The sequence below is a fragment of the Streptomyces dysideae genome, assembly GCF_001514305.1.
GTDB lineage: Bacteria > Actinomycetota > Actinomycetes > Streptomycetales > Streptomycetaceae > Streptomyces > Streptomyces dysideae.
On record NZ_KQ949085.1, the window covers coordinates 113,162 to 126,385 of the forward strand.

Annotated in this window: 12 protein-coding genes and 1 pseudogene; 8 read left to right on the top strand and 5 right to left on the bottom strand. The window is 71.0% G+C overall.

Annotation, left to right across the window (positions count from 1 at the left end):
• The first annotated feature begins 24 nt into the window (after positions 1-24).
• Positions 25-1,191 carry a substrate-binding domain-containing protein gene (locus AQJ91_RS19335; RefSeq protein ID WP_067022895.1) on the top strand — a complete coding sequence of 389 codons (1,167 nt, stop codon included), beginning with the start codon at positions 25-27 and terminating at the stop codon, positions 1,189-1,191.
• Positions 1,192-1,210: 19 nt separating this feature from the next.
• Here the strand turns inward: AQJ91_RS19335 and AQJ91_RS19340 are convergent, their stop codons facing one another.
• The gene (locus AQJ91_RS19340) at positions 1,211-3,751 is read right to left on the bottom strand and encodes a SpoIIE family protein phosphatase (protein WP_067022899.1); all 2,541 of its coding nucleotides are present in this window, start codon (positions 3,749-3,751) and stop codon (positions 1,211-1,213) included.
• Between the two features lie 372 nt (positions 3,752-4,123).
• Between AQJ91_RS19340 and AQJ91_RS19345 the strand changes: the two genes are divergently transcribed.
• Together AQJ91_RS19345 and AQJ91_RS19350 are read left to right on the top strand one after the other, a co-directional pair.
• Positions 4,124-4,855 carry a hypothetical protein gene (locus tag AQJ91_RS19345; protein WP_234382556.1) on the top strand — a complete coding sequence of 244 codons (732 nt, stop codon included), beginning with the start codon at positions 4,124-4,126 and terminating at the stop codon, positions 4,853-4,855.
• A gap of 170 nt (positions 4,856-5,025) precedes the next feature.
• Entirely contained in the window at positions 5,026-5,337 is a 312-nt protein-coding gene (locus AQJ91_RS19350; protein ID WP_067022902.1) for a thioredoxin domain-containing protein, read from the top strand.
• Between the two features lie 213 nt (positions 5,338-5,550).
• On the opposite strand, the gene AQJ91_RS19355 is transcribed toward AQJ91_RS19350, so the two are convergent.
• Both AQJ91_RS19355 and AQJ91_RS19360 read right to left on the bottom strand, forming a co-directional pair.
• On the bottom strand, positions 5,551-6,333 hold the full coding sequence (locus AQJ91_RS19355; protein ID WP_067022905.1) for a DUF899 domain-containing protein: 783 nt from the start codon (positions 6,331-6,333) through the stop codon (positions 5,551-5,553).
• A 199-nt stretch (positions 6,334-6,532) separates the two neighbouring features.
• Positions 6,533-7,390 carry a glycoside hydrolase family 16 protein gene (locus tag AQJ91_RS19360; protein WP_234382559.1) on the bottom strand — a complete coding sequence of 286 codons (858 nt, stop codon included), beginning with the start codon at positions 7,388-7,390 and terminating at the stop codon, positions 6,533-6,535.
• 202 nt (positions 7,391-7,592) lie between these two features.
• Between AQJ91_RS19360 and AQJ91_RS19365 the strand changes: the two genes are divergently transcribed.
• Positions 7,593-7,793 (top strand): hypothetical protein, encoded by a 201-nt coding sequence (locus AQJ91_RS19365; RefSeq protein WP_067022910.1) that lies wholly within the window; start codon positions 7,593-7,595, stop codon positions 7,791-7,793.
• Between the two features lie 6 nt (positions 7,794-7,799).
• Here AQJ91_RS19365 and AQJ91_RS19370 read toward each other — a convergent pair whose 3' ends face one another.
• Positions 7,800-9,005, bottom strand: a complete 1,206-nt coding sequence (locus tag AQJ91_RS19370; protein ID WP_234382562.1) for a CdaR family transcriptional regulator — start codon at positions 9,003-9,005, stop codon at positions 7,800-7,802.
• A 231-nt stretch (positions 9,006-9,236) separates the two neighbouring features.
• On the opposite strand from AQJ91_RS19370, the gene AQJ91_RS19375 reads away from it, so the two are divergent.
• From AQJ91_RS19375 to AQJ91_RS19390, 4 genes are read left to right on the top strand one after another with little or no spacing between them, the layout of a single operon-like run.
• On the top strand, positions 9,237-10,169 hold the full coding sequence (locus AQJ91_RS19375; RefSeq protein WP_067022913.1) for a substrate-binding periplasmic protein: 933 nt from the start codon (positions 9,237-9,239) through the stop codon (positions 10,167-10,169).
• A 9-nt stretch (positions 10,170-10,178) separates the two neighbouring features.
• Complete coding sequence (locus tag AQJ91_RS19380) at positions 10,179-10,952, top strand: amino acid ABC transporter permease (protein WP_067022919.1); 774 nt, start codon at positions 10,179-10,181, stop codon at positions 10,950-10,952.
• On the top strand, positions 10,949-11,743 hold the full coding sequence (locus tag AQJ91_RS19385; RefSeq protein WP_067022922.1) for an amino acid ABC transporter ATP-binding protein: 795 nt from the start codon (positions 10,949-10,951) through the stop codon (positions 11,741-11,743). The genes AQJ91_RS19380 and AQJ91_RS19385 overlap by 4 nt, the downstream gene beginning before the upstream one ends.
• A complete protein-coding gene (locus AQJ91_RS19390; RefSeq protein ID WP_079085057.1) occupies positions 11,740-13,038 on the top strand; it encodes an NAD(P)/FAD-dependent oxidoreductase in 1,299 nt (432 codons plus the stop codon). Before AQJ91_RS19385 ends, AQJ91_RS19390 begins: the two co-directional genes overlap by 4 nt.
• Here AQJ91_RS19390 and AQJ91_RS55715 read toward each other — a convergent pair.
• Positions 13,013-13,222 (bottom strand): annotated as a pseudogene (locus tag AQJ91_RS55715) (hypothetical protein); the annotation flags it as partial. The gene AQJ91_RS19390 and the pseudogene AQJ91_RS55715 overlap by 26 nt on opposite strands.
• Positions 13,223-13,224 lie beyond the last annotated feature (2 nt).

The following is a 13,224-nucleotide window of genomic DNA, read 5'->3' on the forward strand; positions in this document are numbered from 1 at the left end:
CTCATCCCTCCGCGAGGAGCTTCGGTGCACCGCAACCGCAAGGCCACCCCAGGCGCCTGCAAAGCCCGGTCCGCCGCCACCACCGCCCTGCTGGCCGCGGCAACCCTCCTGGCCGGCTGTGAACGCGGCTCGTCGAACGGCCCGGGGGACTCCGCCTCGGGCCCGAGCGGCTGCCCCGCGGCCCATGCCAGGGCCCAGGCCGCCGTCAGCCGGGCGGAACGGGCCGATGTCCCCTGGAACGGACCGACCACCGGCCCCACGGGGGTGTCGGGCAAGACCCTCGTCTACGTCGCCCAGACCATGACCAATCCCGGAGTCGCGGGCGCCGCGAAAGGGGTGCGGGAAGCCGCGCGGGTCATCGGCTGGAACGTCCGGGTGATCGACGGCGGCGGTACCCCCGCCCGCATCCAGGCGGCGATGAGCGATGCCGTGGCCCTCAGGCCGTCGGGCATCGTCATCGGCGGCTTCGACCCCAACTCGACCTCCAAGCAGGTCGCGCGGGCCAACGCGGCAGGCATCCCGCTCATCGGCTGGCACGCGGTCGCTGCCCCGGGCCCCAGCCGACGGCCCGAGCTCTTCACCAACGTCACCACCAAGGTCGAGGACGTGGCCAGGGCCAGCGCGCAATGGGTCATCTCGACCTCCAACGGCAACGCCGGCGTCGTGGTCTTCACCGACGCCTCGATTCCGTTCGCCAAGAACAAGTCCGAGCTGATCAGGAAGGAACTCGCCGCCTGCTCGGGCGTGAAGCTGCTGGCGTACGAGAACATCCCGATCCCGGACGCGAGCAGCCGCACGCCGCGGGAGGTCTCCTCGCTCCTCTCCCGCTTCCAGGGCGAGTGGACCCACTCCGTCGCCATCAACGACCTGTACTTCGCCGACGCAGCCCCGGCCTTCCGCGCGGCCGGCAAGAAGGGTTCCGGCCCGCCCTTCAACATCGGCGCGGGGGACGGCGACCCCTCCGCCTTCCAGCGCATCAACAGCAAGCAGTACCAGGCGGCCACCGTGCCCGAGCCGCTGTCCCTGCAGGGCTGGCAGATCGTCGACGAGTTCAACCGCGCCTTCTCCGGCCGTCCCGCCAGCGGATATGTGGCGCCCATCCACATCACCACGGCCCACAACAGCGACGGTGCCACGACCTGGGACCCGTCGGGCTACCGGGAGGCATACCGGAAGATCTGGGGCAGGTGACAGCGGCGCAGGGGACTGGTCAGCGTGATCCACCCGGCTCGGTGGCCGTCCGCGGTGGCGGGGTGTACTCGGTGAGCAGGAGTGCGATGTCGTCCTCCCTGTCGGAGGACCGGAGGGCGTCTCGCAACAGCCCGTCGGCCAGATCCTCCAGGCCGTCCCCGCCCAGGCGGGCCAGCGAGGCCCGGAGCCGGTCGAGGTCGGAACCGATGTCCGAGTCGCGCCTCTCGATCAGCCCGTCCGTGTACAGGGCCAGCACCGAACCGGGCGCGAGGCGCAGCTCCGACTCCGGAAAGTGTGCCGTCGCGTCGATGCCGAGCAGGGGACCGCCGGGCACATCCAGGATTTCGGCGTGCCCGTCGGGCAGGCGCAGCAGGGGCGGCGGATGGCCCGCACGGACGATGCGCACCCTCCCGGAGCGGGGATGGAAGCTGGCGTAGCAGCAGCTGGCGAGCAGCGCCGGATCGAGGTCCATATGGAGCCGGTTGGTGCTGGCGACGACGTCGCCAGGTCGGTGGCCGGCGGTGACGAAGGCCCGTACCGCGCTGCGCAGCTGGCCCATGGCGGCCGCGGCGGCGACGTTGTGCCCCTCGACGTCCCCGACGATCAGCGCGACCTCGTCGCCGGTGGGGACGACGTCGTACCAGTCGCCTCCGATGTCCATCCCCCTGGTGCCCGGAAGATAGCGCCCGGTGACGCGGAGGCCCGGCAGTGTGGGCAGCCGGTGCGGCAGCAGCGCGTTCTGCAGGCCGCGGGCGAGGGCGAATTCGGCGTCGTAGAGTCTGGCGCGTTCGAGGGCCTGGGCGATCAGGCCGCCCAGTGCGGTGAGGACGCCACGCTCCTCGTCGGGGAAGCGGTGGACGTCATCGAAGCCGAGCATGCAGGCGCCGACCGGGCGGTTCGAGGCGATCAACGGCAGGAACGCCCAGGAGTTGGAGTGGCCGACCAGGGTCCCGGGGTACTTCTCCAGGAGCTCCTCCCGGGACTCGACGAACAGCGGGGCCCCGGAGGTCAGGGCGTCCGTCACGGGCAGCCGGGCATGCAGCGGGGTGCCTTCGAACCGGGCGAGAAAGCGCTTCGAGTAGCCGCGCTGCGCGAACAGGCGCAGGCGCCCCTCCTCCACCACGGCGATCGCCAGCTTCTGGCCGCCGAAAGCGGGCAGCAGCTGGTCGGCGACGGCATCGAACACCTCGCGCGCGGTGACCGCCCCGGTGAGGGCGCTGCCCAGCTGGAGCACCCGGTAGAGGGAACCCACGCGCGGGGCCGCGGGCGGAGGTGACAAGGAGACGGGCAGACCCTCCCCCGCGACGGGCGCCCCGGGGCCGGTGTCGGCCGGCACCGGCTGCCGCACGGGTGCCGCCCATCCGGTCATGCCCTGCGCGCCCGGGTGGAGCGAGAAGACCAGCCACTCGTCGGGCGGGCGGCGGACCAGGAAGGAGACCGGTTGCTGGGAGACCACGGCGGCCCGGTAGCGGTCCTCGTACACGGGATCGGCCAGCCAGGGCAGAACGTCCCAGGGGCGCCTGCCGAGCAGTTCGTCATGCCGGGCCCGGAGCAGACTCTCCAGACTGTGGTTGGCGTAGGTGACACGTCCGTCCGGAGAGAGCGCGAAGAAGCCGTCCGCGAGCCGCTCGATCGCCGCGACGGCGGCCATGCCGCTCCCGGAGTCGAGTACGGCGCCGATCAGATGGGACGAGGCCTCCGGATCGTCCGGGCTCTCGGGCACCCGGCCCCACAGCTCGACGGTGCGGTGCCCCCCACCGCCGTCCCGGATGCGCAGGCAGTGCGCGAGCACATGGCCTTCCTCGACCGCGGCGCGGGCGGCGGACCGGAATCCGGGCAGATCCGCGGGTTCGATCCTGGCCGCCAGGGTGGCCGACCGTCCGTCGAACTCTCGGGGCGGGATCCCGAAGATCGCGCACAGCTCGTCGTCGGCCGTGAGGGCCCCGGTGCCGAGGTTCCAGTCGAACAGGCCCACCCGGATCAGTGGAGCGGACGGCATCGGGACCACCACCGGAGCCGTCCGCTCGTCGTACGTGCCGAGCGCACGGCGGGCGCTCAGCCCGGCGAGGACGGTGCCCAGACGGTCGGCGGCGGAACGCAACTGGTGGCGCTGCGCCCTCGACAGACCTGTCCCGTCCAGCCGGGGCGTCCACACCACGGACATTGCTCCGAAGGTCCGCTCGCCCGCTCTCACGGGGACCGAGGCAGAGCCGAACGGGTAGGGCAGGGCGACCGAGAGCTGGGGGAAGCGCCGCATCGTCTCCTCCGCGCCGGCCAGGTGGACGATGTGCCCGGAGCGGTACGCCTCCGCCACCGGGATACGGCTGTTCACCGGGATCCGACGCCACCCGCCCAGCAGGGAGGGCGGCGTGCCGCACGCCGCGGCCAGTACGAGCGAGTGATGGTCGCCGGAGAGCAGGAACACACTTCCGGCATGCGCTCCGGTCACCTCCACGGCACTGACGACGGCACTGACCAGTGCGTCGTCGCGCTCGGGCGCCTCGCCGGCATCCGCGACGCCGAACGGGGACGAGCTCGATGCCACACCGTTGGCCGACATTGCCCTCGATCATCCGTGGAGAATTTGTTCCATTTTAAGGTGGTTCACAGTTGTTCGTGGGTGGGTGTCGGGGCGGAAACTCACCAGGGCGAGCGCACGCCACGGTCAGGCACTGTTCCGCTACCGTGCGGATGCCGCCGGTGGCGCGCTTCGTCCGGTGCAGGAGCGGCACCGCGTCGGTCGGGCGTCCCGAGTACGCCTGCACGGCGGGCCAGGCATGCGCCCGAAGGGGACGAGCCGGCCGCCATCACCGTGTAAACCGAGAACTGTAAGCGCGCTCACCGAACCGGTACCTCATGCGCGAGAGCATCGCGAGTGAGGAAGCGGGTTTCCTGCCGGTTTCCCGGATCCCGCGTGGTCGGGAGGTGCCAGGTGAACGGTCAGCAGCGTGCCGGGCCGGACCGGCGGCAGGTCGTCAAGGGTGCCGACGTGATGGGGGCAGTCGTCGTCCTGCTGGTGGGTGGAGGCGTCATCGGCTGGCAGGTCGTCTCGGACCGCCCGTCCGAGCCGGTGACAGCTGTACAGCCCGGGGCGGTTCGGGCCGCCCTCGCCATGCGCCGCCACCGGCGGACCGGACTGCTGGCCGCCGCCGTCGTGCTGGCGGCGTACCTGTTCTCCATCGGTGATCTCGCGGTGTCGGCCTCCGGCCGCTTCACCGGCGTCCCGGTGTTCCGGACCGCCTGGGAGCAGCTGTTCGAGGCCCGGGCGCCGTATCTGTTCGAGCCAGTGCTCGCGCTGCACCCGAGCCCGCATGTGGCGGTGTTCCTCAGCCCGGTCAACCTGCTGCTCGGCGCGGTCGTGGCCACGCTGGTCGGGTGCAATGTCGCGGTCGCCGGGCTCGCAGGCCGGCAGGCGGCCTCCTGCCGCCGGACCAGGCATGCGCGGCTGCTCGGCGTGCTCCCGGCATTTCTGCTCGGATTCGCCTGCTGTGTACCGACCGTCCTGCTCGTCCTCGGCACCGGAACCGCCGCCGTAGTCCTGCCCGTACTGATCCCACTGCGTCCGATCTTCTATCCGCTCACGCTGGTGCTGCTGACCAGCACGCTGGTGTGGGGTGCATCCCGGCCTCGCGAGCGCCTGGCCACCGGCCGGGCTGGGGGGTGAGCTGACCGTGTCCTGGCTGCGCACCTGCCTTCCGCCGGCCGGGACGTTCTCAGGCTTCGACGCTACGCACGAGGGGCTGCGCCCAACGGCGACCGCGCTCACGTTTCGACGTCGCCCGGACGCCTACCGTGGTCCGTACGAGGCCAGTCGTCGCCCGGAGGGAGGAGACCATGGAGCTGAGCGTGCTCGCCGTGCCCGACTGCCCGAACATGGAGCTGCTCGTCCAGCGCCTGGAGCAGGTGCTGCCTGAGGACGCCGACCCGGCGGAGGTGCGCGTGATCACCAACGAGGTAGAGGCGGCCCGGTACGGAATGCACGGATCCCCGACCCTGCTGATCGACGGGATCGATCCCTTCGCCGCCCCGGACATCACCGTCAGCGTCTCGTGCCGGATCTACCGCGACGCCGATGGACGCACTGGCGGTGTCCCCAGTGTTGAACAACTCGCAGACGCCCTGAAACACGCACACCAGGGCGAATGAGGACGGCCATCTGGCCTCCGCGGAGCCGATGTAGGCGAGTCGGCGCAGGCCGTGGTCCTTGATGAGGTGCCGGTCCCATTTCTCGGGCACCGCCGGTGCCGCCACGAGGGACGATCACCACCCCCGCCATGAGCAGGGCATGGGCCGATCGCAGCGTCGGGAGGTTCCGCCCGGCACCCGAGCACCTTTGCCGACGCCGTCGACGAAGGCGCGTCAGTGGTGGTGGCCGTGCCGGCCGAGGGTCTCCACGGGGGTCGCGCCAGGGCGGGTCCACTGCGGCACGGGGCGGCTGGTCGGGCCCCAGGTGGCGTTCCCGTCCGGGTCCGAGCGCCAGGACCAGCACGGGCTGCGCCCCTCGGGCCGGCCATCCGGGTTGTCCTCCCACGCCTCGCCGCGGCCGTAGGGGGTCATGTCGAGCAGGCCTAGGGCCCCGTTGACCCGCTCGTTGCCGCGGCCCGTCGTGGAGTAGGTGAGGAACACTCGGTCGCCGTCGCGCAGGAAGCAGGTGAGGTAACCCATGCTGCCGCCGACCGGCGCCTCCACGTCGCGCACCGAGTACCAGGGCTGGGTGTAGCCCATGAACGCGACGTAGGAGGCCACCTCGTCCCACCGGCCCGTGGTCAGGATGGCGAACGAGACGCCGCGGGCGTTGAGGTAGACGGCGTCCTTCAGGTGCCAGGCCGTGGTGGTGCAGCCCTCGCACTGCCCCTGGTGCGGCGCGCCGTCGTACCACATGTGCTTGTAGACCACGAGCTCGTCGCGGCCCTGGAACAGGTCCAGGAACGGGACCGGGCCGTCGGGTCCGACGACCTCGACCGCCCCGTCGAGCTCCACCATCGGCAGCCGGCGGCGGGCCGCGGCGAGGGCGTCGCCCTCGCGGGTGTGGGCCTTCTCCCGGACCAGGAGCTCATCACGGGCGGCCTGCCAGGTGGCCAGGTCAACGACGGGTGGGCGGCCGGGCAGCGCTGTGGCCGGGTCACTCGGCGTGGTCGTCATGGTGTCCTCCGTGGTGTCTCGTTCCGGGCAGCGTCGTACGACGTCATACGACGGTCACCAGAACAGACTCGCGACCCGGCCGGAACTCATCGCGGCAAGGGGCACGGTAGAGCCGGCGGCGGAAGAACGCATGGACCCCGTCCCTACGGATACCGTCGCATCCCCCGGCCGGTCGGCCGCGTACAACAGCGGTGGAGGATCACTTCCACCCGTAGGCGTACGCGGCGACCCAGGTGATGTCGAGTTGGGCGCTGCTGCCCGGAGCCGCGCCGGGTCCTTGCAGGGCGCTTTCGTTCTGGAGCACCCAGGACAGGGGCTGGTCCGGCACGTTGCGGGTGTCGTGCCCCGTCTGTCGGCCGTCCACGAAGAACCGCACCTGTCCGGGCGTCCACTCGGTCGAGACGGTGTGCCACTCCGTCCAGTCGTCGCTCCCCGGGAAGTAGCCTTGTCGGCCTCCGCCGCACGGATGATGGAAGGCGGTGAGGCCGCCGGTCCACTCGCCTTCGGGGTGGTCCATCTCGCAGCCCCCGCCGTAGTGCAGCCAAGCAGACTTGTATCCCGGAGCGAGCTTGGTCACCTTGATGCGGGCGCTGTACTTGCCGTACTTCATCTGCATGACGGCACGAGGCACCACCGCCGCAGCATGCACGGGACCTCCGTCGGCGGGCCGCCACATGCGGATGTACATCCTTCCGTCGCCGTTCTCCGCGGGACCTACGCTCACGGTGTCCTCCGGGTGGTAGACGCCCACGACGTTCCGGCCCCGATCGTCGGCCGTGTCACGCCAACCGGTCGGATAGGCCCACCAGTTGTCGCGGTACGTGCCGCTGAGGCCCCCGCAGTACGCGGCAGAGGTGTCGACGTGGTGATCGCAGTCGCGGAACGCGCCCAGCGGCACCCGGTCACCGTTGAAGTCTTCCGCGAGGACCTGCCAGAAGGGTCCACAGTCACCGCGGGGCAGTTCGTTGCCCGTGGTGCGGCAGGCGTCGGCCGCCGGCCCAGGCGCTCCATCGGCGCGGGGGATGCCGAGGAGTACGGCCAGGAGCACGAGGCCCATGGAGAGCAACAGAGCGCGGCTACGACCGTTCGGTGCTGCGTGTGAACCCATCGGAAGGCCCTCCGGCCGTACGAAGGGAAGTGCTGCGTGAGGGAGCATCCTCGCCGTAGGGCCGGTGCAACGCCATCCCCGGAACGGCTCGAGTAGCGGACTGTCACCCTCCGCGGTAGACGTCACGGGACGGCGGGGCCGGTGAGTGTCGGTGGCGGGTGACACGCGGTCGGTCGAACCGCCCCTGGGCATCGGCGCGCTGACCCGCACCGCGACGGAACAGCTGACCTGCACGACCGCTGCCGCGCACCGCGTCTCCCATCCGTCCGCCGACCTGGTGACTGTCGACAACATGGCCGACGACAGCGGACGGCACGTCAGAGGGGCCGACGAGGGCTGCCCCGATCCGTGAGAGCGCTCAACCGTCGGCGGTCGTGGCGCCGCCCTCACCCAGTTCGTCGGCCAGACAGGCGAGGTACAGGGCCATGGCCGTCCGGTGTTCGCGGAGCGGGCGGCCGGTGATCTGCTCGATCTTGTTCATGCGGTAGACGACGGTGTTGCGGTGGATGTGCAGGGCGGCGGACGCGCGTACGAGGTTGAATCCGCTCTCGCACCAGGCGGTGACCGTGTCGCGCAGTACCGGCCAGTCCGGCTGGGCCCGCAGTCTCGCCGCGGTCCGTTCGATCAGACGGTTGCGCGTGGGCTGGCTCACCGTCGCCAGGACCTGATGGACGCGTAGATCGGCGATCAGGTGGACCGGGGAGTGGCCCGCCACGCGAGCGCCGAGGCGGAGCGCGTCGCGGGCGTCCTGGTAGGAGTCGTGCAGGCCGGCGACGGAGGCGGCCGGTTCGCCGATCCCCGCGCGGGCGTTCAGGCCGTCCTGCGCGGCGATGATGTCGGTGATTCTCCGGCAGTCGCCCAGCAGGGAAGCCATCTGAGCCCGGGCCGGGAGCCGGCGCAGTACGCCGATCCATCCGGGAGCCGTGGAGGCGACGATGTCCTGGGGATCGGCGAAGACCTCGCGGACCGTGCGGAGCAGTTCCGAGCGGACCAGCGCCATGTCGCGGGTCGGGGCGCCCTGGCGGCGGGCGCCCGCGGTGGGCACGCTCACCTCGAACGCCACCGCGACCCGCTCGAGGCGTAGGTCGAAGCCCAGCTCGGCGGCCCGGAACACGAGGAAATCACCTTCCACGACCTGTGGGTCGTAGGAGGCGATGTCGGCGAGCAGCGTCTCCGCCGCCCGCTCGGCGAGCAGGCGGGAGCGCAGCATCACGGACTCCCTGAGCAGGATCTCCGTCTGACGCTTCACCAGCAGTCCGAAGCGGCGTACCTGAGCAGGCGTTCCGGTGATGCCGACCGTCCCCACCGCCTGCCCGCCCGTGACCAGCGGCAGGGTGACACCGGGGCGTACCCCGCGCAGTTGCTGGGCCTGCAACGCGTTGTGCGTGGCGGGCTCCTGAGTGCGGATCACGTCGACCGACGCCTCGTGAAAGGTTCCGACCCGGCTGGTGTCGCCGCTGCCGATGACCATGCCCTTCGCATCGGTGATCAGCACATTGAAGCCGATGACGGCGGAGGTGTCCCCGGCGATCTCCTGCGCGAGTGACGGGCTCAGCACGAACATTCCTCCCGTCGCGGGAATGGACCGGGAACGGACCGGGATCGGCCGACGGCTGGACGCACCGTACAGCACACCAAGGGATTTCGGCCGCAAGTTCGTACGGAGTGACCGGTGACGCGATGAGGTCCAGTCCATAACGTATGGGCCCAATCACACCTCCCCGCCGGAGGCACAGCGCGGTGAAACGGCGGGCTCCTTCAGCTCCCTCAGCACTGATACGGAAGGCCCACGCCCATGACCCGTACGAGATCCCTTGCCGGCGGTTTGTCAGCAATGCTCCTGATGCTGGCGGTCACCGCCTGCGGCTCGGACGAAGACGACGCCCCGAAGAACGTGTCCGCCAAGACCGCCGCGCTGGGCACGCTCACGCCCGGCGTCATCAAGGTCGCCGTACAGCCGTACGCTCCGTACACCAGCGTCGAGGGCGAGAGGATCGTCGGCCTGGACGGCGACATCCTCACCTACGTGGCCGGGAAACTGGGCCTGGAGATCGAGCCCCAGGTGACGGACTTCGCGGGCATGCTCGCGGGGGTGCAGTCCCGCCGCGTGGACATCACCATCGGCGGTGTCGCCTGGTCCGCCGACCGGCAGAAGCAGGGGCTGTTCACCGATCCGCCGTACTACTCGCCCCCGGCCATGGCCGTCCGCAGCGGGAAGACGTACAAGACCGTCGACGACCTGAAGGGCCTCGAACTCGGCACGGTCGAGGGCTATGTGTGGGTCAAGTCGATCCAGGCCGTCCCCGACGCCAAGCTCCACGCCTACCCCGACGCCAACGGAGTCTTCGACGACCTGGGCGCGGGCCGCGTCGACGTCGGGTTCCTCGACCCGCTGATCATCATCGCGGCACAGAAGGAACGGCCGGACCTGAAGATCAGCACGGAGTACCTGACACCGCCGACCGCCGCCGAAGTCGAGGCCGAGCCCGACTACCAGTACTTCCAGCCCTACCAGACCGGCTTCTACCTGCCGAAGAAGGCCACCGAGCTGGAGAAGGCGATCTCCGCCGAGATCGACGCCATGTACCAGAACGGCGAGATGGAGAAACTCGTCAAGAAGTACGGCGGCGATCCCGGGCAGTTCCTCGAGCCCGCCGCCGATGTCGCCACCGCACGCCGGGGCGTGGACCGGCCCCAGGACTGGACGCCGCCGTCCATCGGCCAGTGAGGGGATGACATGTCCGACCTCGCCGGTCTCTTCGAAGTTCCCTGGTCCGACTACCGTCCGGACCTGCTCGACGCGCTCCGGCGCACCCTCTCCTACACGGTGGTGAGCTTCGTCGGAGCGGTGCTGCTCGGCCTGGGCATGGCCCTGCTCAGACTGAGCAGGGCATGGCCGCTGCGCGCCGTGGCCGCCGTCTACACCGAGCTGTTCAAGAACATCCCTCTCCTGGCCATCATCTTCCTGGCCTACTTCGGCCTGGCCTCGGCGGGGATCCGGCTGGACGTCTTCACCGCCGGATGCCTGAGCCTGGTCGTCTTCTACGCCGCCTACCTGTCCGAGATCTTCCGCTCCGCGATCAGCGGGGTGCACTCCGGACAGACGGAGGCGGGGCAGGCCCTGGGTCTCGGCAGGGCGGGGATCTTCGGTCACATCGTCCTGCCGCAGGCCGTACGCCAGGCACTGCCCGGGACCAACACGATGCTCGTCGACCTGCTGAAATCCACGTCGCTGCTCGTCACCGTCTCCGCCGCCGAGCTGATGTCCGAAGGGCGGCTCATCACCTCGGCCACGTTCCGGGCCCTGGAGGTGTATCTCGTCATCTCGGCCATCTACTTCGCCCTCTGCTACCCGCTCTCCCAACTGCTCCTTCTGCTGGAGCGGAAGGTACGGGCAGGCGTGCCCCTGTCCCCGTGGCGACGACGGCGCCTGCGGGCGGCACGCGCCCTGCTCGCCCAGGACCCGCCCGCCACGGCCGTGGGCGCCGACGTGAAGGCAGGTGCCGTATGACCGGGTCAGTCACCGCCGCGCAGACCAAGCCCCTGGCGCCGCCCGCGGCAGTCGTGCGGATCGGCGGACTGAGCAAGTCCTTCGACGGCCGACTGGTGCTCGACGACGTCCACCTGACCATCGAACGGGGCCGCATCGTCAGCGTCATCGGACAGAGCGGCGGCGGGAAGACGACGTTGATGCGCTGCGTCAACCTGCTGGAACGGCCAGACCGGGGCACGGTCGAGGTCGCCGGAGAGCTGGTGCACCAGGACGGCCGCACGGTCTGTCGCGACCTGGCCCGGTTGCGCCGCACCGTTGGCATGGTCTTCCAGCGGTTCAACCTGTTCCCGCATCTCACAGCAGTCGAGAACGTCGTCCTGGCCCAGCGCAAGGCCGGCATCCCCGAGTCGGAGGCGCTGGAGCGCGCCGTCGCGTTGCTGCGCCGGGTCGGCGTCGCCCACCGCGCCCTCGCCCTGCCCGACCAGCTGTCCGGCGGCGAGCAGCAACGCGTCGCCATCGCGCGGGCCCTCGCTCTCAAGCCCGAACTGCTGCTCTTCGACGAGCCCACGTCCTCCCTCGACCCCGAGGCCACCCGGGAGGTACTGAGCGTGATGCGGGAACTCGCCGCGGACGGAATGACGATGCTGCTGGTCACCCACGAACTGCCCTTCGCCCACGAGGTGTCCGACCACGTCGTCTTCGTCGACGGCGGCCGGATCGTGGAGGAAGGCAGGCCCGAGGACGTCCTCGGAGCGCCCTCCGAGGCCCGCACCCGGGAGTTCCTCGCGTCGTACGGATCCGCGTCGTGACGGGCGTGCCCGGCGGGACGGGACTGGCCGGCGACAACCCGGTCGTGGTCGTGGGAGGCGGTGTGGTGGGGCTGTGCACCGCTTACTACCTGGCCGCGGCCGGTCTGCCGGTGGCGGTCGTCGAGCGGCGCGGTCTGGGCTCGGGTGTGTCCCGGGGCAACGCGGGCTGGGTCTGCCTGAGCCACTCGACGCCCGTCCCGGCCCCGGGCGTGGTGCGCTACGCCCTGCGCTCGCTGGGGCGGCCGGACTCACCGCTGTATCTACGGCCGCTTCCGGATCCGGCGTTCGTACGGTGGCTGTGGCGGTTCTGGCGCAGCAGCACACCGGCCGCGTTCCGGCGCGGCTACGCGGCGATCGCCGAGCTGAACCGCGGTACGTTCGATCTCTTCGACGGCCTGCGCGAGGCAGGGGTGGCCACGACGCTGACCCGGCCCGGCATGGTGCACGCGTTCCTGTCGCCGGAGCAGGCCCGGCACCACCTCGCGATCCAGCGGGAGATGGCGGACGGCCGCTATCCGATGCCGGACGACGTCACCACGGGTGCCGCAGCGCATCTGCTGGACGACGCGCTGTCGCCCCGGGTGCGCGCGGCCTACCTGGTGGAGGGGGAGGGCGTCGTCGATCCGGAGGCGTTCGCCCGCGGGCTCGGTGAGGCACTGGCCGCCGCGGGGGTGAAGGTCCATGAGAACGCGGAGGTCACGGGTTTCCGGTCCTCAGGGGGGCAGGTCACCGCGTTGAGCACCGACCAGGGCGAGATCCCCTGCTCGGCTGTCGTCATCGCGGCCGGTATGCGTTCTCCCCACCTGCTGCGTGGTCTGGGACACCGACTGCCTCTCCAGGCGGGCAAGGGCTACAGCTTCTCGGTGGAGCTGGACCCGGCGCCCCGGCACACGTTGTACTTCGGCGAGCGCAGGGCCGTCGCCTCACCGATCGGCGGTACCACGCGGATCGGCGGCACGATGGAGCTGAGCGGAAACAACGGCCGTCTCGACTGGCGCCGTATCGTCGCCGTGGCGCTGGCGAGCCGACACTATCTGGGCCGCTGGTTCGACGACCCGGACGACCTGGTGAGCGTGATCCGCGACCCCTGGGTCGGCGGGCGGCCGTTCCTCCCCGACGGGCTGCCGGTGATCGACCGCCTCCCGGGGTACGACAACGCCTTCGCGGCCACCGGCCACGGCATGCTCGGCGTCACCCTGGGCCCCGCCACCGGGCACCGACTCGCCGAGTACATCCTCACCGGCCGACGCCCCGAGACCCTCGCGCCGTTCAGCTTCGACCGGCTCCGCCGCTGAACCGGACCGGACTGGCATCCGTACGCCGCCCGGCCCGCTCCGGTCCCCGGCGGCGTGCGGCCGGGAGGGGGACCGGAGCCACGCCCGCGACGACGGTGTTGCTGATGGTGCCGATGCCCTCCACCGTCATGGTGACCGTGTCGCCCGGGACCAGCGGGGACGGATTCAGCCGGCCCCGGCGGCCCA